The organism is Methyloprofundus sedimenti, assembly GCF_002072955.1.
GTDB classification, from domain to species: domain Bacteria; phylum Pseudomonadota; class Gammaproteobacteria; order Methylococcales; family Methylomonadaceae; genus Methyloprofundus; species Methyloprofundus sedimenti.
In genome coordinates this window covers 56,958-80,418 of the sequence record NZ_LPUF01000001.1, presented here as the reverse complement: position 1 = coordinate 80,418, position 23,461 = coordinate 56,958, and the positions used below count along the sequence as shown (strand labels likewise).

The following is a 23,461-nucleotide window of genomic DNA, read 5'->3' as shown; positions in this document are numbered from 1 at the left end:
AAAAGAAAAAGCCGCGATGTTTGATCGTTATGCATATTAATAATCCATGAGTTATTTCGAATTTAATGAAGAAGATAGCAGACTCGTATGGATCTATCAAGAAACGTGATTCGATTTCCTCGATGTGATGATTAAATTGATTGTTGTAATATGTGTTGCATTGATGGACGATTCTTGTGGCGACATAGAGCTGCTAAATATTGTAATGCTGATTCTAAATGCTGCCATTCCGGTTCATTAGCAGGTAAACCAAAACGAAGGCTGGTTGGCTCGCTGAAAAGGCGAGTAAATACAGCTTGTGTAGCAAGTTGTTGATGTATATGGGCAGCATCTTCTGTTTGCACCCACTGGAAAAGTTGAGTGGAGCCTGCAGGTTTCAGTTGATAGTTTATCAGTAATGCTTGTAAACGCCGGCTTTGTTGTAATAACTGCAGACGCATCTGTTTATGCCAACTTGTATCTTGCAATGCATGAGCGCAAACAAAACGACCAGGGTTACTCAGCGTCCAGGGACCAAGTAATTTATTCAGATTATTTAAAATAGTGGGTTCTGCCAAAACAAACCCTGCTCTCAATCCTGCCAAACCGAAAAACTTTCCTATAGAGCGAAGAATTATCAAGCCAGCCAGAGGCTGTAGCTGGCTTAAACTTAACTCTGGAGTACTATCGATAAAAGCTTCATCAATAATAAGCCAGCCTTGTCTTTGATTTAAATTCTCTAGCCAGCTCAGGCATTGTTTTTGGCTAAATGTGCAGGCAGTGGGGTTGTTTGGGTTAACTAAAATTAAAGTGTCTAACTCACTGATATGCTGATTAATCTCATTGGAACTTATATGTACTATTTTATGTCCTGCTTTTTCCCAGGCATAAGTGTGTTCTGCATAAGAGGGCGTAACAATGCCTGTTGTGCCACGAGTGCGAAGTAAAGGTAAGCTTTGAATAGCTGCCTGGGAGCCAGCGACAGCAATTAGTGATTGGCATTGATAGTATTTTTGAGCGGCAGTGATAAGTCCATCTTGCTCTTCAGGTAGGCGCTGCCAGATCGAATCTGGAATAGTGGGAACAGGATAGCCATTAGGATTGATTCCTGTGGATAGGTCCAGCCATTCAGAAACAGGGATTTGATACTGCTGTGCTGCTTCCAGTATGCGCCCGCCATGTTTAAGCAAGTGTTTCTCCCAGACTGATAAGCGCTAGCCAAAGCAGGGTTGTTAAGAAAATTAACAGATTAGCCCGCTTAATATCCTGGTTTGTAGCTATGCGTTCTGTGCCCAATATGGGTTTGATTTTGGGCTGGCCATGATAGATTGCCGGTCCACCTAAGTTTACATTTAAGCTACCTGCGCCTGTGCTCATCACCACCCCAGCGTTGGGGCTTTCGCAACAGGGACTTTGTTGTTGATAGCAGGTCCAGGCTTTATGCATATCTCCGAGTAAAAGGTAGGATAAGGCGGTTAAGCGTGCCGGTATCCAGTTTAAAATATCGTCTAAGCGCGCGGCAGCAAACCCAAAATAATAATAACGACTGTTTTTATAACCCCACATCGCATCTAAGGTGTTGCTTAAACGGTAAAAAATAGCCCCTGCAGGGCCTGCGATCACAAACCAGAAAATAGGTGCAAATATCGCATCGGCGCCATTTTCCAGGGTGCTTTCTATGGTTGCTTTACGTATAGATTGAACATCCATTTGCCCAGTTTCACGGCTTACGATCATGGAAAGAGCATGCCGTGCCTGGGTTAAATTTCCCTTCTGTAATGGTTGGTAAATTGCTAGAGTATGTTGTATCAAACTTTTAGGTGCAATACAAAGATAAAGTATTACGGGGCTCAATATGTCATTAAGCAATGGCAATCGCGTGATAATAAATATTATTCCGGTAATAGGTAAAGTAGTTAGCACTAAAGCGAGTAGCCCATTTATCTTTTGATATATATTCGATCTATCCCTAGGTAAAATAAGTCGCTCTTCAATATAGCCAGCCCAGGCTCCAAATATAATTAGAGGGTGGGCTTTTTTGGGTTCGCCTAAAAGGGCATCTAGTATTAAAGCGATTAACAGGGCAAGTGCAACAGTCATTTAGCCACAAGTAATTTAGAGTAAAAAGGCTGCAACAATGCCATTAAAGGAATTTAAATGCAAGCAATAACATTAATGGTACAGGGTACAACCTCTGATGCGGGGAAAAGTGCTTTGGTAACAGGGTTATGTCGTTATTACCAGCAGCAAGGAGAATTAGTCGCACCTTTTAAACCTCAGAATATGGCATTAAATAGTGCGGTAACAGCTGAAGGCGGAGAAATTGGCAGAGCTCAGGCAGTACAGGCTCAGGCATGTGGCTTAAGCCCGCATACCGATATGAATCCTGTTTTACTTAAGCCTAATTCGGATAAAACAGCTCAGCTGATTTTGCAGGGTAAGGCTGTTAAGAATTTAGGGGCAAAATCTTATCATGCCTACAAGACACAAGCGATGCCGGTAGTATTAGATTCTTTTCAGCGTTTGCTGGAACAATATCAGCGCATTATTGTAGAAGGGGCTGGAAGTCCTGCAGAAATAAATTTAAGACAGGGTGATGTGGCCAATATGGGCTTTGCAGAGGCAGTGGATTGTCCGGTTATTTTAGTTGCAGATATTGAAAGAGGAGGGGTCTTTGCACATTTAGTGGGAACTCTGGAATTATTAAGTGAATCCGAGCAGCAGCGCATACTGGGTTTTGTGATTAATCGCTTTCGCGGAGATATTGATATATTACAACCAGGCATAGACTGGCTGGAGCAACGAACTGGGAAACCGGTATTTGGTGTTTTGCCATATCTGCATGACTTGTATCTGGAATCTGAAGATAGCGTGGCTGTTGAACAGCCTAAAATGGACACAGAATTATTTAATATTGTTGTGCCTCGAATACCAAGAATGAGTAATCATACTGATTTTGATGTATTGCGTTTGAATTCAGCAGTGGATATTGACTTTTGCAGAAATCCGGAATTAATGGGCAAAACAGATTTGATTATTTTACCTGGTAGTAAGTCTGTCCGCGATGATTTGGTATGGCTTAGAGAAAATGGTTGGGAGTCAGTAATTTTGCGCCACTTACGTTACGGTGGAAAAGTAATAGGTGTATGTGGAGGTTATCAAATGCTGGGCTGTTGGGTGCATGATCCGCATGGGGTTGAGGGTGAAGCCGGATCTAGTCCCGGTCTGGGTTTATTAGATATGCAAACGACTTTAACAAATGAAAAGCAATTAAAACAGCTTACTGGCCAGCTTTTAATGGCTGATGCGCGTGTAAAGGGTTATGAGATACATGCAGGAATTTCATCGGGGAATGCTTTGTCAAACCCAGTGATCAGGCTGGAAAACGGTGAGATGGAAGGAAGTTTGTCGCCAGATCAACAAATTTTAGGTACTTATTTACATGGCTTATTTGATAGTCCTGGTGCGTATGCTTCTCTGTTGCACTGGGCGGGAGCAAAAAATAGTCAACCCATTGATTTTGAGACTTTGCGTGAGCAGGGCATAGAACTTATGGCGGCAACTGTTAAGCAATTTATGAATATGCAATTATTAGAGGACGCGTGTCAGTCTTTTGTGGCAAGCAAAAAAAAGACTCCTTAAAGGAGCCTTTTTAGGATGTGCATTATCATTACTGTGCGACTACATTTACAGCAGATAAACCTTTTGCACCCGTTTCTACATCATAAGTAACCGTTTGATTAGGTTCCAGAGTTTTAAATCCTTCACCCTGGATAACTGAGTGATGTACAAAAACATCATCGCCGCCGTCAGACTGCTCTATAAACCCAAAGCCTTTGGTGTTGTTAAACCACTTTACTTTACCCGTTGCCATTGAAAAACTCCTAAAAAAATAAAAATATATGGCGATAACAGAATAACACCTGATAACAAGGAACTTTGTCGCTAGTTCAAACACTGCTTTCTGATATTTTGCATTTTACCGCTATTTAGTAAAGGATGCTATCAATTGTGTTTGTAACTGCCAAAATTAGCATATACTTCGTATAAATGAGGTCGATATTTTACTGGTGTATAGAATAATTAATGGTTTAACCAAAAATTATTTTTTACGTTAACTGGTCTACGTCAGTTGACACAAAGATATTATCTCATTGAGTACGCTCAAATACAGTATTAATAAAATGACATTGCATTGGGTTGCATTGTCGACATCTCAGTGATTTCTTTATTGCTTGTATACCAGATTAATAAATCTAGATAATTGCGAATATTATCCACATACATTACCGGCTCTTTGCCTCTGGCATAGCCATGTTTAGTCTTGGTAAACCATCTTTTTTTTGTTAACAAGGGTAAGGATTGTTTGACATCAATCCATTTGTCGGGATTTTTACCTAATTTTTGAGTGATAACCCTGGCATCTTCCAGGTGACCAAAACCGATATTATAAGATGCCAGGGCAAACCAGGTACGATCTGGCTCTGGAATACGTTCTGGCGTTTTTTTCAAGCGTTGCTTGAGGTATGAGGCTCCACCAAAAATACTGTCTTTAGGTTTAGTACGGTCTTTTACGCCAACCTGGTCGGCTGCGGCTTTGGTTAACATCATTAGACCTTTTACGCCTGTAGGAGAAACGGCGTTTTCAGTCCAGTGAGATTCCTGATAACTAATTGCGGCTAATAATCGCCAGTCAAATGCGTATTTGTCGGCAGCCCCTTGAAATAATTCCTGATATTTTGGCAGGAGACTCTGAAGATGGAGACGAAAAGAGCAGTTTCCTACATATGTTATATTACGTGTATGACCGTAATGTCGTTCAATTAATTGCTCTAGTTTTTTGCTTTTTTTAATTTTTTTAAAAAAAAGTACAGCTTCATTATATAAACTTAAGTCACCAGATTTCTTAAATGCCCAGGCAAGATGGCGAGTGGGACTAATGGTAAATGCAACATTTAATTTGGGATAAAAACGACGAATTAAAGTGATTTGATTTGAGTCAGCGATAGTATAGTCAATCAGTCTCTCATTAACCAGATATAGCAAGCTATTTGTATCTAGCTTATCATTAGTTAGCCATTGTAGTTGCGGGGTTGTTTTTTGTAATTTAACAAGGCTTTCCGCATGGCTGGTGCCTTTTGCAATCTCTAGAATGCCATCTGTCAGGTCACTTGTATTTTTGGGACGATTTGACCCAGTACGGTAGATAACTTGTTCGGTAATTTTGTGATAGTGAGGCGCGAATAAAAATTGCTGTTTACGGCTTTCAGTAATGCTGATTCCCGCAGCCGCAAAGTCTGCTTCACCGGCTTGTGTTTTTTGTAAAATATCTGAAAAAGTATCTGGAATAATAAATTTACTTTTAACCTGTAAATGCTCTGCAAATAATTGTACCAAGTCATACTCCAGGCCAGAGTATCCATCTGCGGCTTCATAATAGGTCGTTGGGTCATAGCGGGTTAAGACAGTTAATACACCAGCTTTTCTGACTCGCTCAAGTTGATTTTCATATTTAACACTATTTTCAGGCGCCTGTGGCTTGTTTTGAGCTTGTGGATCGCAAGCACTCAAGCAAAAAAAAGCGAGCCCGAAATAGAGTCGCTGAAAAAAAGTCAAAGCTAGCGTATTTTCTTGTAATAGTTAATTAAACCATTTGTAGAGCCATCATGAGTATGAACTGGCTGGCTATCCTTAAGCTCAGGCATAATAGCTTGAGCTAATACTTTGCCCAGTTCAACGCCCATCTGATCATAACTATTGATATTCCATATTTTTCCCTGAACAAATATTTTATGTTCATAAAAAGCAATCAGTGCCCCTAGGAAATGGGGAGAAAGTTTTTTGAACAAAAATGAATTTGTGGGTTTGTCTCCAGAAAAAACTTTTGCAGCAATAAGTAGCTCACTTGCGTCATCGCCTAGGTCGGCTCTAACTTCAGCTTCTGTTTTTCCTCTCATCAACGCTTCTGTTTGAGCGAGAAAGTTAGAAATTAGAATGTCATGAGACTCATTTCTATCTCCATGGCTTTGCGCGGGGGCTAAAAAATCACAGGGAATGACCTTGGTACCCTGATGAATAAGCTGGTAAAAAGCATGTTGACCATTTGTTCCTGTCTGTCCCCAAATAATAGGGCCCGTGCTGTAATCGACCGGCTGACCCTTCATATCAACACTTTTGCCATTACTCTCCATATCACCTTGCTGAAAATAGGCAGCAAAATACGCGAGATTATGGTCATATGGTAATAAAGCGTGGGAATCTGAATAATAAAAATTATTGTGCCAAATTCCTAATAAGGCCATGATCACAGGAATATTTTTTTCAAAAGGTTCGTGGCGAAAATGTTTGTCCGCCTCGTGAGCGCCTTCTAATAGTTTCTCAAAATTATCCATGCCAAGATATAATGCGATTGATAAGCCAATTGACGACCAGAGTGAATATCGGCCACCAACCCAATCCCAGAATTCAAACATATTTCTTGGGTCTATGCCAAAGTCAGTCACATTTTTTACATGGGTTGATAAGGCGACAAAATGTTTTGTAATCGCAGTTTTGTTTTTTGCATGCTCCAGCAGCCAGTCGCGCGCGGCTTTCGAATTAACCATGGTTTCCTGAGTGCTAAAAGTTTTTGAAGCGACTAAGAACAAGGTGGTTTCAGGTGAAACTTTATCTAGCGTTTCGATTAAATCAGCACGATCTATATTGGAGACATAATGCACTGACATGCCTTCTATAGCATAGGGAGTAAGTGCTTTAGTGACCATTTTCGGTCCTAGATCTGAGCCACCGATACCGATATTCACAATATCAGTAATTGCTTTACCGGTATAGCCTTTCCATTCACCGGAATGAACCGAAGCACAAAAATCTCGCATTTTTTGCAGAGCCTGATTAACTTCAGGCATTACGTCTACTCCATCAACGTATACAGGATCATTACTCCGGTTACGTAAAGCTGTATGTAAAACGGCTCTATTTTCCGTTATGTTAATGCGTTTACCGGTAAACATATCTTCAATCTGTGTATCCAGGTGTCGTGCTTTTGCTAAATTTAATAATAGAGTTAGGGTGTCATCTGTAATTCTGTTTTTTGAGTAATCAAATAACAGGTCTTCAAATTTTAAAGAATAATTATCAAAACGCTTAGGGTCAGCATCAAACAAGTCTCTGATATGCAGTTTATCTATGATTTTTTGATGTTCTTTTAAAGCTAACCATTCAGGTAAGTTAGTTAAATTAGACATAATATTTGAGCCTTGATGTGCTGAAAATTAAAGTGAGGATGCTTATCTGCACAAAATTTTACGGAAATAGAGACGCGATAGCAATAGCAATAGAGATATTAGAAAATAATGATATAATCAAAGTGCATTATTGGCTTAATATAGAGTTATTCTTTCTTTGTCGAATTCTATATGATAAAGTTTATGGTTGTTTTTGGAGTATCGTTGAGTCAATAACGAGGAAAACATTTTAGAATTATAATAAATATTAAGAGGAAGAAACTATGACAAACAGTATTATGAGAAAGAATTTTATAGCTCTGTTAGGCATGCTATTTTCTGCAACGCTTTGGGCGCACGGTGGAGCAGCGGGTACTGATACCGATCAGTGTAAATTTGAGTTAGAGCCAGAACATTGGATCCATTATACGGCGTATCAACCTCTTGCTTATCCTGCGGAAGATTTTTGTGGAAATATTCCAGATACCGGTACCTTGACACAATTAGTTTTTGATTATCAAGATGTTAGATATCGTAATAGAGCAGTTGAATTTGAAGTAACTAAAGAGCCCGAAGGTACTCGTGTATTTTTTCAAGAGGCAAAAAAACATAAATCAGGTACTGTTGTTTTGACATTGCCTAATGGTGTTGCTGAGCCAGGTAAGTATTTGATTCATATTACTCTTGTAGGAGCTGATGGTCAGAACTTAGATGCACATATGAGTTTTGTCGCGGGTAAAGGTATGTCGACGAGTTCTACTAGCTTATTTATGTATTTCTTATTTGGATTAGCTGGCTTATATGTTTTATATCTATCTCACGCAGGTTTTAAAAGCAAAGTAGATGACATTTTGGGTAATAAAGCTAAAGACGAATAAGTTAATTTCAATTTAAGAGTGTTAATAATGCAGAAAAATCCTTTAGGAATGCTATTGGGTACTGCTGTCATGCTGATGCCGTTTTCGGCATCAGCTGTGGTAGACTTGCCTAAAACAGTTGAAGTAGACCGTGGCAAAGTGGAAGCGGCTTGTAATGAAAATAATCCGGATTGGCGTAAGGAACAAACGATTGAGGGTGTAAGTATTCAGGAGTCACTTCGTTGTAGCCCTGACAACCCATATGCTATTGCAGCAGAAGTAAAAGGAACTAATAATTTATCAATGGAAGCATTGATGAATACTCATTATGCAATGGATGGCATTATTAAAAAGAATGATATGGATGGTGATGGCGATCCTGATTTAATTATCATTAAGCTTGAAGTAGCAGAATTAAATGGACATTCACCTGATTTTGCTGGTGTTGTGCCAACTTTTGATATAGCGCCGGGCATACAGCCAGGTATGTGGGTATTCGCACCTAAGTCACGAGGCATGGCGACTAGCAGTTTTGTGGGCACTGACGCAAATCCATTATTAAGAGCCCCTTCACCCATTATTCGAGTGGAGCAGGGGGATATTATCTGGATACAATTAGAAAATACACATTATTTCCCGCATACCATCCATTTACATGGTGTTGATCACCCTTGGGTAGACAGTACCGGTGAAGGCAATGATGGGGTCCCGCAAACCAGTGATAAGTTTGTTTTACCAGGACAAAGTAAAACTTACGAAATACGTCCGCGTACTCCGGGTACCTTTGCTTATCACTGTCACGTACAAACACATGTGCATTTAGCTATGGGTTTAGTGGGCATGTTTATTGTAGAAGAAAATCGTCCTAATAACTGGGTGCAAACTTTTAATGTGGGTGGCGGACAAGTCAGACATCCGTCGAAGGCAGTTTTAGAAGACTATGATAGTGAATATGACTTACATTATCATGCTATGGATAAAGAGTTGCATAGTATTATTCAGGATTACAACGATCCTCGCTTGATTGCCAGGAAAATGAATCGTGAATATGATTTGACTGATTCAACTGAAGATTATCACACGCTGAATGGGCGCTCATTTCCATATACTTTGCGAGAGTCGATTGTTGTTGCCGAGCCTGATAAAAATATTAAGCTACGTGTTTTTAATAGTTCAGGTGAGACCTTGGCTATGCATACGCATGGGCATAAAGCGACGATTACACATTATGACGGGATTGAGCATAATCCAGTAGCTCAAATTACCCGTGATGTTTATGATATAGCCCCCGCCCAGCGTAATGATTTAAAACTCAATACCACAGACGATGGCTTTCATAGTTATGGCGAAGGAGTGTGGATTTTTCATGATCATCGTGAAAAAGGCATTACAACCGATGGTATGAATCCCGGTGGTAATGTGAGTGCTGTGGTTTATAAAAAATACTTGAATGAAGTCGGTTTGCCAAAAACTATTGGTGAGAGTATTGAGCCTTTATTTACCGAAGCTTTTCATGCGCGTAAATTACCTGTCTGGCAAAATATTGATGACTGGAATAGTCTAGGTGAAGTAGATGCAGAAGGTTATGTTGCCCCGCCTCCTAGTGTGATAGCAGCAGCTGATGTCACTCAAGGATTTGCGGATATCGAACCCCCTGTGAATAATTCATTTAGGAATCTTGTGTTCGGTCTGTTTTTAGGGTTATTGGCATATTTGCTGATTATCTATAGAGCTAAAATCATGGCCCTGATTTCTGCACTAAAAGGAGGTAGCTGATAATGATTAAGCATTTATCAATTGCAGCGATAGCATTAGCACTCTCCGCTCCTGTTTTTGCTGAAAAAGAGTTTGAAAATCATAATAATATGATGGATCATGGTGATGGCCATTTAATGGACATGACAGGGGGTATGGTCATGGGGCAAAATACCGATATTTTGCCTGGTGGTTGTGATCGCATTGCTGCAACTAAAGAGATAACGGTTCATGCAGGGCATAAATATGCTGAGAAATTTCCCGGGCGTATGTTTGCCTTTGATGTACAGGAATATCAATTTGAACCCTGTACAAAATTAACGGTTAATTTTGTTAATGATGACAATGTGCGACACCAATGGATGATGCATGGACTACCTAAATACCTGTATCCTAAAGGCATGTTTCATCTGGAGGTAACAGGACCAGGTAAAATATCAGGGACTTTGATTTTTCCACCTGGCGATAAAACCTATCTTGTACATTGTGATATTGCTCAGCATATGGAAAAAGGGATGAAAGGGCAGTTAAAAATCGGTAAAGGCGATGGTGATTTACCTAGTATTCCGGGGGTAACAGCCTATGTAATCCAGGATGATTATTCGGATAGCATTCCTGATGAATCAATAACTGATACCGTTGTTGAAGAAATTACCAAAATGAAAAAGAAAGTCACAGGAAATGATTCTTTCTTTTCAGGACTTACTGTTATTGGTTTAGCTATAGGCCTGATAATCGCTCCTTTGCTGGCTCGTAAATTTAAAGATATGACGGCCGGTGAGGTTATCACTTATATCCTGGATTTAGTAAAACAAGCTGTGGATATCATCGTTAAACTGGTTAGCTGGTTAATTAGTCTAGTGAAAAAATAGCTCTGCAAGTATATAAATATGCTTGTTATTAAGCCCCTGATGATTCGTCATTAGGGGCTTTTTTATGGCTAAAAAAAGAGAGGGTTGTTGTGTTAGCGTTATGGAGTCTTTTTGTTAGTGCCTTTATATCATCTACCATCGCTCCGGGTGCTTCCGAAGCTGTATTGGCTTATCAGGTAGCTGAACAGCTTCAGCCCGTTTTGATACTGGTTGCTGTTGCAACTTTAGGGAATACTCTAGGCGCTTTAACAACCTGGTGGTTAGGTAGCTTAACGGCAAAAAAATTCCCGGCAGAACATCTTTTAGATAAGCACAGGCAAAAAGCATTGCGCTGGGTTCAGCACTGGGGTTATTGGAGTTTGCTATTTTCATGGTTGCCCGTGGTTGGCGATGGCTTGTGTTTTGCTGGCGGGTGGTTGAAGCTGCCTTTGTTTATATCCACTGTATTAATTTGTGTTGGAAAATTATGTCGCTATCTATTCGTTGCCTACTGGTTTGTATAAGTTAAGTCTCGCATGATGTGATAAAATATTGCAAATTTAGTGTGTTTCAGTTGCTCCAAGGCATACGCAGGATCAGGGGTTAGTGCATTATTATCAGGTTTTCCTTGAAATGTTGGTAAAACTAAATCCTGCATGTAGGTGTTATTTACTGAGTAAGTTAAGAGATAGCGAATGATATTAGTTCATCAGGAGTTTTAATAAAATGTTGCGTTATTTTCCAAAAGCAGGCGTAGCATACCCAGACCATAAACGTGATTACATAATTGCTGCTTTTACCTTTATCGTTACGGGCATTTGTTTGACGATTGATGGCAGTGGTAGTCGAGAAATGCAATGGTTATTAGCATTTTGTGGTTACGCGTTTTTAATGGTTCTCTTGTCTGGAGAGTCAACATTACTGCGTATGCAAGTGGTGGTTGCATTGTTATTTGCTACGGCAGGTGAAATTTTTGCTTCTCCCTACATGGAAGGGTATTTATATCGCTTTGGTAGTGTTCCTCCTTATGTGCCGGCCGGGCATGGCATGGTATATTTAACGGCTGTGGTTCTGGGACGTTCAGGTTTCTTTTTACGCCATGCGCGCAGTATTGCCCTATTTACCGTTGTAGTTTGCGGGCTTTGGTCTGTCTGGGGGCTGAACCCTTTTGCACAACGTAGTGATCAAATTGGTGCGGTGCTGTTTATTGTTTATTTGATTTACCTGTTTAAAGGTAAATCGCCTATGGTTTACCTCGGTGCTTTCTTTATTACTACCTGGTTGGAGCTCGTTGGTACAACAGCTGGAACCTGGGCATGGGCAACTATTGATCCGGCCTCTGGATTAACCCAAGGTAATCCTCCAAGTGGAGTCGCAGCATGGTACTGTCTAGTTGATGCGGTTGCCATGGCAGGTGCGGCACCTGCATTACATTTAGTACAAAAATTGAGTAATGGCATGGTGCAATTTAAACAGCTGGCCAGGGTAAGAAGTGAAAAGTAAATAAAGTATTGATTAGATTATATTTTTTATTGTGAAGCGTTAAAAAAACTATTCGACAATGAAGTGCCTGTGTTAGCTTGGCGCACTAATGAGTGCCTTAGGTGTAAGCTTTAGCCTACATGGTTCAGGAAAATAGGGACTAATAGCCTACCCCGTCATATCATAGAGTAAAAATAACGATGTATTATATAGAACCTAATCAGGATTACCGTACGCAAAGTACACATGATGATTCTGCCGAGGAATTAAGAGAAGCCGCTGTCAAACACTACGATGCCTGTTACCGAGATTACCTGTTTGCCTGGAGTGGCCGGGATGATTTGGCTTTACACTACGGCTATTGGGATGAAAATACTCGCTCACATAGCGAATCATTATTAAACAAAAATCAAAAACTCTATGAGGCTGCTGATATAAAGCCTAGTGATTATGTTTTAGATGCAGGCTGTGGTATTGGTGGTAGCTCAATCTGGATGGCAAAAAATCATGCTAATCACTTAAAAGCAATCACCATCAGCGCCAAGCAAGCTTACTATGCAGGGCGGCATGCAAAGCGCCATGGCGTTGCGGAAAATATTGATTTTGAGGTATCCGATTTTTGTGCCACGCCGTATGCAGATGAAACCTTTGATATTGTCTGGGGCCTGGAAAGTGTTTGTCATGCATTGAATAAAGCAGATTTTATACGGGAGGCCTTTCGGATATTAAAAAAAGGTGGGCGACTGGTTGTGTGTGATGGCTTTTTAATGCAACGAGAAATTGCAGACGAAGATTGGCCAGCCATGGTTGATTGCCTTGATGGCTGGGCGGTACCTAATTTATGTCTACGAAAAGAATTTGCACAATTATTAATCGACCAGGGTTTTAGCAATATCAAATATGATGATATTACTGAGCAGACCTTACCTTCAGCTGACTATATGTATAAAGTTGCCAAACGCTTACAACCAGTACAAAAAATTAGTCAGTGGCTAGGTTTGCGTAGCGAGACCCAGACGGCTAATTTTAAAGTGGGTTTGGCGCAACATCATTTATTTCACAATAATCTGGTGGAATACGGTATATTTAGTGCAGAAAAATTATAAAGAGTTACTTTTAAAACATGGAGAAATAATATGAAAAAATCATTTTTTATCGCTTTATTAATGCTTTCGCAATCTGTTTTAGCTGAATGGGTGCTAGATAATAAAGCTTCTACACTTGACTTTACCACTACAAAAAACGTCAGCAAGACTGAGGTACAAACCTTTAAAGCCATGCAAGGGCAAATTCAAGGTAAAACAGCAACTATAGCAGTTGATTTAAGCAGTGTAGATACAGGTATTGAAATAAGAGATCAACGTGTACAAGAGCTACTTTTTAATGTCGTAAAATTTCCGAGTGCTACAGCCACTATAAATATTAAAGAAGCCGATGTTAACGCAATAAAAACAGGTCAGATGATAACAATGCATGTTGATGCCGTTATTAACTTGCATGGCGTAAAACAAACAGTCCCGGTACAGCTGGAAGTGGCGGCATTGGCACAAAACAAACGTCTGGTTATTTCCAGGCATCCAGTCATTATAAATTTAACAAATTTTAATTTGCTTGATGGTGTCAATGCATTGCGCGATATTGCAAAATTACAAAGTATCAATGTAGCAGTTCCAGTTACATTCAGTTTATTATTTACTCAAAAATAATTATTTATTTTACCTGCGGCTATGCTGCACTTGAGTGTTAATTTGATTGAGTCAGCGTCAGGCTTGTTAAATCCCTATACGGAATCAGTTTGATCAGAGCCCCCATTAAGAGGGGCTTGTTACACATATTTATTCATTTATTAGTTGATTGTTATGCAAAATAAAAAAAAATATAGTCTAGGAACATTGTGCGTAAGTTTTTGTTTGGCCTTTGTTTTAAATGGCTGTTCGGATGATAAACCGAAACAGCAAGTTAATAAAGCCCATAACCCATGGGACCATTCGCACGATGCAGTTGTAACCGATATACAAAAACATGTTTTTGAACATGAATTTGCAGAGCAGTGTGTCGATAGAGAGGTCAGCAAGTCGATAAATAAAGAAAATGACAGAAAACGCTTTGCCAAACCGTGTATGTGTATAGCGACTTTTATGATGAAAGATTTAACAGCGGTAGAAGCCGAAAAATTCCTGAAAGAAAACAAAAGTACACAATCACTTAGAATTCGTTTTGAAAACGCAGCGTATCATTGTTTACAGGATAAACAACAGCCTGAATCACCGCAGGTGTTTAAAAGTCGATAAAAGGTGAACAGAATTATTCAGAGTCAACTCGAAAATTCTGATGTTTATCAGGAAAGTTTGAACGGACTTTTTTTCTCTTGGACTAGCTTTAAAACAAGCAAGTAATATCTATTCTCCTAGAAACCGCAGTTGACCGCTATAAAAAATTATAAGTGACTGAATATGAAATATAATGATCCTAAATGCTTGTCACCTGTTGGATGAATATACTCCGTTTCACGGTTTTGTGAATAAATCTGAGCACGAAATACTGCGTTACAGCTCTTGCCAAGGGCCACGGTCATTGCCTGCTAGCTGTGCCTTGTCTTTCTCCCTCAGATTTTCCACAAAATCCGTACTCAGCTGCAGTTTTTAGGTTTATGCAAATAATCAAAGTACCCAGTCCAGAGAATGGATATCTAAATAAACATGCCGAGCTATTAATATCTAGTTACCATCGCTGGACAGGTAAAGATCTGGTAAAACCAGAGCACTCTGACGGAGACATGTATCGCGCGCTCTTTCAAGCGCCATACGCTGTGGTCTCCCACAACACAGAAGATATTCCCATTTTTAACTATGGCAATCAGACTGCACTAAGTGTATTTGAGATGGACTGGACAGAGTTTACTAGTCTGGCTTCTCAGAAATCAGCTGAGCCTGTGAATCAAGCAGAGCGGGAACGGCTTTTGGCGCGTGTAAGCAAGCTGGGCTTTATCGATGACTACAAGGGCGTCAGGATATCGTCAACCGGTAGACATTTTTTGATTGAAAACGCGACAGTCTGGAATGTAGTTGATGCAAGAGGCGAGTATTATGGCCAGGCTGCAGTATTCTACAAATGGTCGGAACTTTAGTATTTAGTAGAGCGCATTATGTAAACGGCTAGACTGTAATTTTTCCGTTCCGAATATTAAATATGAAAAGCGAAAGATAGTCATCATCTCGGATGCAGGTCACACTAAAGCCAAAAAAATTAACTGGCAACGCCTGGAAAAAAGTCATTATAAAGATCAAAACTGCAGCGTTTACTGTCTCAGAACCACACTGATCGACTGGGCGGAAGAGCGACTGTGAAACACCTGCATGATGCTGACCGAAATTGAAGCTACCTTCAGAAGTCTAAAAACAGAACTGGGCATGCGTCCGATTTACCATCAAAAAGAAGAACGCGTTGCCGGACCCTGTTTATCAGTTTGCTAGCCTATCACCTGGTGCACACGTTACGATATCAGCTCATGCAGCAAGACATAAATTTAAGCTGGGAAAAGATACGTACACTTATGAATACCCAGCAAAGCGTCACACTCATCTTGCCGACAGATCAACAAAAAGTTATACATTTGCGCATCACAACAAAAGCCGAAAGTCAGCAGATGCAAATGTATGCCGCGCTGGGTATTAAGTCAGATGTATTGGGGAAACGGAAAACGTAGGGAATCAAAAGATCCGTAGTGCCAACCGAAGACTCGTTTAAAAACAAAGCAACTGAATTTTAAAGATACTTAAGCATAAATGACGACCTTAGGCTAAGTGAGGGCTGCCTCCTTTGGATCCCAAAAGTGATGATCCAGCAGCAGCTCAAACGGAAGTGACCCGGCGCTTTAGAAATAATCCAGAAGCCCAGATTGGCGGAGATTTCAGCTGAAGATTATGGTATCCCGGAGGCCAAGGGTCATTATGGGATTTAAGCAATAATGCCGATTCAATAGTCTAATTGAAACAATGTATACGGCAGGGAAACCTGTCGCAGCTGTTTGTCATGCACCAGCAGTCCTTCTGCATGCCAAATCTATGGATAACAAACCTTTGATTCAGGGAAAGTCCGTAATCGGTTTTAGTAACACCGAAGAAGCCCGCAGTACCGCTTACCAAGATAGTACCTTTTCTGCTTGTAGATAGTCTAAAAGCAAAAGCGGCTAATTACACAAAAGTCGGCGACTGGCAATCTTATACCGTTACAGATGGAAATCTGGTAACGGGGTAAACCCCTGGTTATCTGCAGCCACAGCAAAAGCTGTATTAGAATTACTTAAAGCAAATTACTCCTAAAGAATCGAAATATATCCATTTTATCCTTCAATAAAGTTATCATGCTTTATTTAATACTGAAAGAATTTCACTCGCACAAAATACCATATTAATTAAGTTATATTATAATATTCTTAAAAGTTAAGATAACTTTTCTTAGCTCTATTATTTAAATTTAAGTATAAAAAACAAATACTTACATTACTTAAAAAAACAGAAAAAAACATAGAAAATAAATAATATTTTATCGGCTAATATTTCTTTTTTTTTAGCAATAAAAATATATTTTTATGCTATCTTTAAGTATGTATCAAAAAAGCGACAAATTATAAATCTCTTTATGGGGGCTCAGATGAACGCAAATCAATTCATACAACCGGGAATGCTTAAAATCTTTGTAAACAGGTATTTGTTCTTTACAATTATTCTGTTAACAGTTGCGTTATTGAGTACGAATGTACAAGCGCTAACATTAACGGTGACAGGTGTAAATACTGACGACACTACGACTCCCGTCAGTGATTATCGCTGGACAATTGAGGAAGATACCAGTCACCCTGTGCCTTCCCCTTTACCGCCCCTGCCCTCATCGCCGGATTTAACGGAATTAAATAGTTTATCACTTAGCATCCATAAAAGTAATTCGCCAGTGGTTGCATCGGGTAATCAAGGTAATTTCGCAACTGTTCTGGGTGATCTTTCTTTAGACCCAGCCAAGCGCTACTTTATATCGGTTTTACCGGATTCTGGCTATAGTCTCGGAGGGGCTCCATTTGTTTCTACCGATACGAATGTGACAGTCAAAGTCAATGCCGGCCCTTTGCCCCCCGCGCAGATTTCGGTGCAAATCTTTGAGGATAATAAGGCGCTAAGCGGTATATATGATGTACCAGCTGAACGCGGTCTGCCTGATTTTACCATTCAGGTTTATGATGTGGGTGGGCAGCTGGCGACCGATGTGGCAGGGAACCCTTTGCAAACTATCACTACTGATGTCAACGGACGTGCTTTAGTCAAGAATCTGGCTCCCGGCATCTATAATGTTACCGCTGTACCAAATGACGGACAGCCATGGGTTCAGACTGTTTCAATTGGTGGCTCGCCTTTTCTGACTACCTGGGTCCAGGCAGGAGAACCTCCGTTTTTTGCTCAAGGCGGTTTGCTAAATATGCATGTAGCAATCGGTTTTCTCAAGCCTTTTAGGCATCCAACTCTACTTCCAGATGGTGCCGGTACTGGTTCAATAACAGGGAGAATTGTTGGTGCACATGGGACTCGTCCACCGAGCGCTTTACTGTATCCTGGCATCCCGGTAAAAGACTGCTACGTGGGATTGAATCTGGTTGAGGCCGGTACAGAAACAGCGATTTTGTTGCAAAAATGTGACCCTGCTAACGACGGTACCTTTTTAATCGAAGGCCTTCCGCCAGGGACCTATCAACTGGTCGCATTCGATTTAAATCTCGACTATCTCATGGCAGTCCGTACGGTAACAATACCAGTAAGTAGTACGCCAGTGGCGATGGGGGATTTACCGATTACTCGCTGGCTGGCAACTTTACAGGGTACCGTATTTGAAGATAGCGATTTAGATGGCCGCAGGAATGATGCTACTGAAATTGGTATTGCAGATCAGGCGATCAATATCCGTCATCCAGATGGTTCCATCGCTCAGGCTACAACTACGGGCGAAGATGGCAAATACGAATTACTTGAAATCATTCCATTATTACCTGACTGGTGGATTGTCGAAGTTGATTACACTCGTTTCAAAGCTACTGGTGCTACGTTTGTCATAGATGACGGTGGCCCGATCAGCCCTTCTCAGATTTTTCCATTTGAGACGGTTAATGCGCCTCAAAAACAGATAGGTGGAAACTACTATCGTACCGAAACAGGGCCGGTCTTAACCGAGGGAATGATTATTCATCCTGGTCAGCTCAATATTGCCGATTTCGGTAAGGCGCCTTTTGATCACGCAGAAAACGGCGGCCTCGCAGGTATAGTCTATTATGCCACCACAAGGGCAGAGAATAACCCCCAATTTGCGGTAGGTGAAGAGTGGGAGCCGGGAATTCCCGGGGTACAGGTGAATCTGTATGTTGATTCTAATAATGATGATGTTATTGATGATTTAGACAGTAACCCAGGTGTTACGTTAGCTGATGTGGATAATTATCCTTTTCAGTGGTGGGGACAAGGGGATGTGGCGCACACTGACTATACCGGGACTAAAGGTCCGGAAGATATTGATCGCAACAATAACGGCGTCTTTGATTTCGGAGATGCGGTAGCTATCGCCTATACGGATAGTTTTGACGACAATGCGCCCACTGATTGTGTGAAAGATGGTGACTTAGATGATCAACAAGTTAACATTGGTGCCGCGCCTGGCACGCCCACGTCTATTCAGAAATGTGCGGAAACCTTAAAAACATGGAATCAGATGCGGCCCACCGTTTTTGACGGCGGCTGGGCTTTTATGGAATATGATCCAGATGGGCTTTCTAACCCAGCTATTACTGCTCCTGCGCCCATTGCTTCCGGTCAATATTATATTGTTGAAGCCGCAACACCACCTGGTTTGGAAACAGTAAAGGAAGAAGATAAAAATGTTGATTTTGGTGATGTGTTTGACAATCTCAACGTCGATCCCCTTTTATTTCCTGTCTGTGTCGGCGACCCTCATTTGGTTCCAGGTCAGTACTCGTTATTTGATCTGAAGGATGAATCAAACAATAGCGTGCCACCATTTAATGCGGGTAACCTTGTGCCTCTATGTGACCGTAAAAAGATTTTTTTAAGTGCTGCACAGAATGCGGTTGGAGATTTCTACATGTTTAGTGCGGCCCCCAAGGCTGGCCGTATCGTAGGGAAAGTTATCTCACCTTTTGCCAATCAGGTGGATCCAAATGATCCAAACTTTGGTGGTCCATTATCGCCATCATTTATGCCTGTACAAATACAGGACTATAAAGGTGTGGAAATTTCTACAGTTCATACTGACAGGTGGGGTGGGTTTAGTTTACTAGCACCGTCTACATATAATATTAATGTGCCATCTCCATCTGGCGTGTCACCGAATGTGGTCAGAGTCTGTGCGAACACACCAAGCAGTGATTCACACTACAACCCAAATTTTGCGCCTTTCTGTTTTAACACCGAAGTCTTTCCGGGCAAAACCGCGTATGTGCTGGCACCAGTTGCATCAACGGTGGCTTTTGTGGGAGCAGCTACTCCGGCAGACTGTGAGATTCCAGTTGGTATACCTCGAATTGAGCAGGTGAACGGACCAACTGGCGGACCATATGTCGTTGCAGCCGGAGATACAATTACAATCACTTCACCAGATAGCAGTTTTGGGGGGAGTCCGGGCAGTGTGACAGTTGGGGGCGTTCCTCTGATAATCGATACTTGGGCTGACGGCTCAATTACAGCGCATGGCACGCCTGCTACTGAGACTGGACAGCTCGTTGTAACTCATGCCAATGGAAATTCGAGCATTACAGGTATTACGCTCACCGTTGGAGGGGCTGCTCCAGCTCATGTCGCCCCAGGCGGATCGATACAGACAGCAATCAATAATGCATCTCCGGGAGATTTGATACTTGTTGAACCGGGCACTTATACTGAAAATATCATCATGTGGAAGCCCGTACGCATACAAGGGTATGGGCCAGATGTAACGATAATTGATGCCAGTGACTTTGCTGCAAATAAAGCGGGCTGGTTAACTACTTTGAGTACTCACATCGGTTCGGTTAGTCTTATCGAAGGTCAGCGTGCGGATTTTGCATCAGAGCAGGGCGCAGGGATCACCGTTATGGCCAAGAATGCTCCTACTGTAACGGGAGGATTCGGTATGCTTGATGGCTATGCAAATGCCAGGATCGATGGATTCGAGATTAAAGGTGCCACCTGGGGTGGAGCGATATTGGTCAATGGTTATGCCCGCGCTCTGGAGATCAGCAATAACCAGATTGATCATAACTCGGGCAGTTTTGCGGGTGCTATACGCTCAGGCTGGGCATCATTGGTAAATGTGGGTTCCTTGCTTTCAGCGACCCCAGGCTTTCACAGTGCTCATAACGAGGGCATGAGTATTCATAACAACGATATTAATCAGAACGGTTCACTGAGTAGTGGAGGGGGGGTTGCCCTTTATACGGGTTCTGACGGATATGCTGTAAATAATAACTTCATTTGCGGTAACTATGCTGCTGCTAATGGCTCAGCTGTCGCTCACCATGGACTCAGCGACCAGGGCTTAATTGCCAACAACCAGATCCTCTTTAACGAGGCTTTTGGTGAAGGCGCCATATTGATCGACAGTGAGTTTGTTCCAGCAGGCGCTTTGCCAGGTTCATTAACTCAAGGTTCGGGATCAGTCACCGTAGTTGCTAACCAGATTCAGGCAAATCTGGCGGGTGATGATGGCGGTGCCATGAGTATTTTCTCTGCCAGTGGGCAGGATATTGTTGATGCAGATCCATCAAATGATCATATTATTAATGTATTCAATAATATGATTATAGGAAATGCAGCCGGATACAGTGCGGGTGCGATTGGTTTAAGCGATACCTATGGACCTAATGTAAGGTTTATACATAATACGATCTTTAACAATACCAGCACGGGGACTGCGGCACCTTTTACTAATGGTAATCTAGATACGACCACACCATTTGGCGCCGGAATCGTCGCCAGGGGTAATAGTCCCGATCTTCAAGCCGCTATTTTAATTGCTTATCCGGGGACTGAGGAAAGGTTCACTGATCCTGTACTGGATAATAATATTATCTGGCATAACGAATCGTTTTACTGGTCAGTAGCTGGGGGCGGGACATTAATTCCCAATCCAGTTTCACCTTTCTGGGATCTGCAGGTGTTCGGAGTGGAAGGTGCTAGTATGAGCCCACGAAATTCTAATTTGTCCTATACAAGTGATCCTTTTGTTACGAAGAATTATGCTCCAGCAGGTAATATCGCTACAGATCCAACATTCGTCGATGGGTTTAAATATGAAATAGTATTGGCCTCAGGTGCAAATGCACTGGCGAATTTCCCTAATATTTCGCCTTTAACGATTCAAGGGGATTACCATATTGGGGCAGGTTCTCCAGCTAAAAATACGGGTTTACTAGCACATAATTCTGGTCACCCATATCTCACCATCGATTACGATACTGAGCCGCGGCCGGAAGGTGCTGAAGTGGACATGGGGGCAGATGAGGTGAATCCGCTTCCATTGGCTGCTTTGGATCCGGAGATCGTATTTTCATCAACCAGAACAGGAAATCAGTCATATCTTGCGAAGGTGATGGCAGTTGATCCGAATGGTGGGCCATTAACATTCTCTATTGAGTCTGTGAATGGGGGGGCTGTCCCTGCCGGCATGGTGATTAATTCGTTAACAGGTGTTTTAGAATGGCCAACCCCAATGAACGGAAGCTGGGCTATTGAAGTGAAAGTCAGTGATGGAGTTCTTTTCACGACGAAAACGCTTACTATCGTTATTGACAATGGAGGCGTGAATATTGCTCCGGTTGCTATAGACCAGGATTTGAACGCTACAAAAGAGACAGCACTTGATATCAATCTTTCATTCACTGATCCTGATGGTCCGACATCAACATTTACTATTGTAGGAGGACCAAGTTCTGGTACATTGGGCACCCCGGATACAAACGGTGCGGTGACTTATACGCCAGACAATGGCTTCACGGGTATAGACAGTTTTACCTGGCACATCTACGATGGCACTACAACATCCAATGACGCCACCGTTACCATTAATGTGAAAGATCAAGCGGGTGTATTTATCCAGTGTCCGGGGGATTTAAATGGTGATGCTATTCCAGATCCGAAATTGCTTGATGAAAATGGTATTCCAACGGTTAACGACAATCCAGACTATAGACCCGAGGTAGTATGTATGCATATTACTGGCAGCGATGGTTTTACCACGATGGCAGATGGTAAGACAGTTTATGGATTTGGATTTAATGATGTAACTGGTTTGCCACTTGAACAGGTTATGGAGGCAGGAAAACTCGCAGCAAATGGTCCGGCGCCGACAATTGTTGTCGATGAAGGCGACGAATTATGGCTTAATCTTACCAATATACCGATGATTATGCGTCCGGATCTGTTTGATGCTCACACCGTGCATTATCACGGCTATGCTGAGGCATCGTCCTACTTTGACGGTTTACCTGATGCTTCCGTTGCCGTACATGCGGGTGCAACCTTTACATATTACAAGGCCAATAATCTGCCGGGAACCTATATGTACCATTGTCACGCCGAGGCAACCGAACATATGCAGATGGGCATGCTCGGCAACCTTTATGTTCGACCTAAGCAAAATTACGATGGGGCTCCTGGTGTACCTCAAGCCAGATTAGGAGGGAATGCTGACCCATCAGCGCCACTGGGTTATGTCTATAATGATGGAGATGGTTCTACAGCCTATGATGTTGAATACCCAATCCAGATTGGCTCGCTCGATGGCGAATTTCACGATGCAAGCCTGGAAGTTCAGCCTTTACCCTTTGAAGCAATGTTCGATAATTATCCTCTGCTAAATGGACGGGGATATCCGGATACTATCAATCCAGGCTCCCTTGCTGCACCTGCTGATAATGGGGGCAAGATCTCTCAGCCAGTGAGCTCTTTGATTGAAGCTGATCAGGGAGATAGGATTCTGCTGCGGATATCAAACCTTAATGTTACAAGGTTTTATACTCTTGCTACGAATGGTAATCTTGCAATGCGGGTTGTTGGTAAAGACGCCAGACAACTAAAGGGACCTACGGGCCTTGACCTATCATACTCAACTCAGTCAATTACGCTGGGCGGGGGAGAGTCGGTAGATGTTATTATTGATACCGGGAATGCATCCAAAGGAACTTATCTTTTATACACTACCAATTTGAACTTTTTGAGTAACAACGAAGAAGATTTTGGTGGAATGATGACCGAAATTATCATTAAATAATTATTGGGGATTA

17 protein-coding genes are annotated in these 23,461 nt (G+C 41.7%); 12 read left to right on the top strand and 5 right to left on the bottom strand.

The features are described 5' to 3' along the window. Positions 1 to 131 precede the first annotated feature (131 nt). Positions 132 to 1,169 (bottom strand): threonine-phosphate decarboxylase CobD, encoded by a 1,038-nt coding sequence (cobD, locus tag AU255_RS00345; protein WP_080521024.1) that lies wholly within the window; start codon positions 1,167 to 1,169, stop codon positions 132 to 134. Then, positions 1,162 to 2,079 carry an adenosylcobinamide-phosphate synthase CbiB gene (cbiB, locus tag AU255_RS00340; protein ID WP_080521023.1) on the bottom strand — a complete coding sequence of 306 codons (918 nt, stop codon included), beginning with the start codon at positions 2,077 to 2,079 and terminating at the stop codon, positions 1,162 to 1,164. Before cbiB ends, cobD begins: the two co-directional genes overlap by 8 nt. A gap of 57 nt (positions 2,080 to 2,136) precedes the next feature. Between cbiB and AU255_RS00335 the strand changes: the two genes are divergently transcribed. After that, on the top strand, positions 2,137 to 3,621 hold the full coding sequence (locus tag AU255_RS00335; protein WP_080521022.1) for a cobyric acid synthase: 1,485 nt from the start codon (positions 2,137 to 2,139) through the stop codon (positions 3,619 to 3,621). A 28-nt stretch (positions 3,622 to 3,649) separates the two neighbouring features. On the opposite strand, the gene AU255_RS00330 is transcribed toward AU255_RS00335, so the two are convergent. From AU255_RS00330 to pgi, 3 genes are all read right to left on the bottom strand, one after another. Continuing rightward, positions 3,650 to 3,853 (bottom strand): cold-shock protein, encoded by a 204-nt coding sequence (locus AU255_RS00330; protein ID WP_080521021.1) that lies wholly within the window; start codon positions 3,851 to 3,853, stop codon positions 3,650 to 3,652. 302 nt (positions 3,854 to 4,155) lie between these two features. Beyond that, positions 4,156 to 5,550 (bottom strand): membrane-bound lytic murein transglycosylase MltF, encoded by a 1,395-nt coding sequence (mltF, locus tag AU255_RS00325; RefSeq protein ID WP_143735931.1) that lies wholly within the window; start codon positions 5,548 to 5,550, stop codon positions 4,156 to 4,158. A 47-nt stretch (positions 5,551 to 5,597) separates the two neighbouring features. Further along, on the bottom strand, positions 5,598 to 7,223 hold the full coding sequence (gene pgi / locus AU255_RS00320; protein ID WP_080521019.1) for a glucose-6-phosphate isomerase: 1,626 nt from the start codon (positions 7,221 to 7,223) through the stop codon (positions 5,598 to 5,600). Positions 7,224 to 7,486: 263 nt separating this feature from the next. On the opposite strand from pgi, the gene AU255_RS00315 reads away from it, so the two are divergent. The 11 genes from AU255_RS00315 (at position 7,487) to AU255_RS00265 (ending at position 23,448) form a co-directional block, all read left to right on the top strand. Then, the gene (locus AU255_RS00315; RefSeq protein ID WP_233144510.1) at positions 7,487 to 8,080 is read left to right on the top strand and encodes a hypothetical protein; all 594 of its coding nucleotides are present in this window, start codon (positions 7,487 to 7,489) and stop codon (positions 8,078 to 8,080) included. Positions 8,081 to 8,107: 27 nt separating this feature from the next. After that, positions 8,108 to 9,835, top strand: coding sequence for a multicopper oxidase domain-containing protein (locus AU255_RS00310; protein WP_080521018.1), 1,728 nt, complete (start codon positions 8,108 to 8,110; stop codon positions 9,833 to 9,835). 2 nt (positions 9,836 to 9,837) lie between these two features. Next, complete coding sequence (locus AU255_RS00305; RefSeq protein ID WP_080521017.1) at positions 9,838 to 10,686, top strand: cupredoxin domain-containing protein; 849 nt, start codon at positions 9,838 to 9,840, stop codon at positions 10,684 to 10,686. Between the two features lie 89 nt (positions 10,687 to 10,775). Then, positions 10,776 to 11,189 (top strand): YqaA family protein, encoded by a 414-nt coding sequence (locus tag AU255_RS00300; protein WP_080521016.1) that lies wholly within the window; start codon positions 10,776 to 10,778, stop codon positions 11,187 to 11,189. A gap of 202 nt (positions 11,190 to 11,391) precedes the next feature. Beyond that, a complete protein-coding gene (locus AU255_RS00295; RefSeq protein WP_080521015.1) occupies positions 11,392 to 12,168 on the top strand; it encodes a hypothetical protein in 777 nt (258 codons plus the stop codon). Positions 12,169 to 12,347: 179 nt separating this feature from the next. Continuing rightward, positions 12,348 to 13,253 carry an SAM-dependent methyltransferase gene (locus tag AU255_RS00290; protein WP_080521014.1) on the top strand — a complete coding sequence of 302 codons (906 nt, stop codon included), beginning with the start codon at positions 12,348 to 12,350 and terminating at the stop codon, positions 13,251 to 13,253. A gap of 30 nt (positions 13,254 to 13,283) precedes the next feature. Beyond that, complete coding sequence (locus AU255_RS00285) at positions 13,284 to 13,853, top strand: YceI family protein (RefSeq protein ID WP_080521013.1); 570 nt, start codon at positions 13,284 to 13,286, stop codon at positions 13,851 to 13,853. 153 nt (positions 13,854 to 14,006) lie between these two features. After that, on the top strand, positions 14,007 to 14,438 hold the full coding sequence (locus tag AU255_RS00280; protein WP_080523236.1) for a hypothetical protein: 432 nt from the start codon (positions 14,007 to 14,009) through the stop codon (positions 14,436 to 14,438). 359 nt (positions 14,439 to 14,797) lie between these two features. After that, complete coding sequence (locus tag AU255_RS00275) at positions 14,798 to 15,274, top strand: MEKHLA domain-containing protein (protein WP_080521012.1); 477 nt, start codon at positions 14,798 to 14,800, stop codon at positions 15,272 to 15,274. A 426-nt stretch (positions 15,275 to 15,700) separates the two neighbouring features. Next, entirely contained in the window at positions 15,701 to 15,853 is a 153-nt protein-coding gene (locus tag AU255_RS00270) for a hypothetical protein (RefSeq protein ID WP_233144509.1), read from the top strand. 1,040 nt (positions 15,854 to 16,893) lie between these two features. Next, positions 16,894 to 23,448, top strand: a complete 6,555-nt coding sequence (locus AU255_RS00265) for a multicopper oxidase domain-containing protein (protein WP_158083014.1) — start codon at positions 16,894 to 16,896, stop codon at positions 23,446 to 23,448. Positions 23,449 to 23,461: the final 13 nt, after the last annotated feature.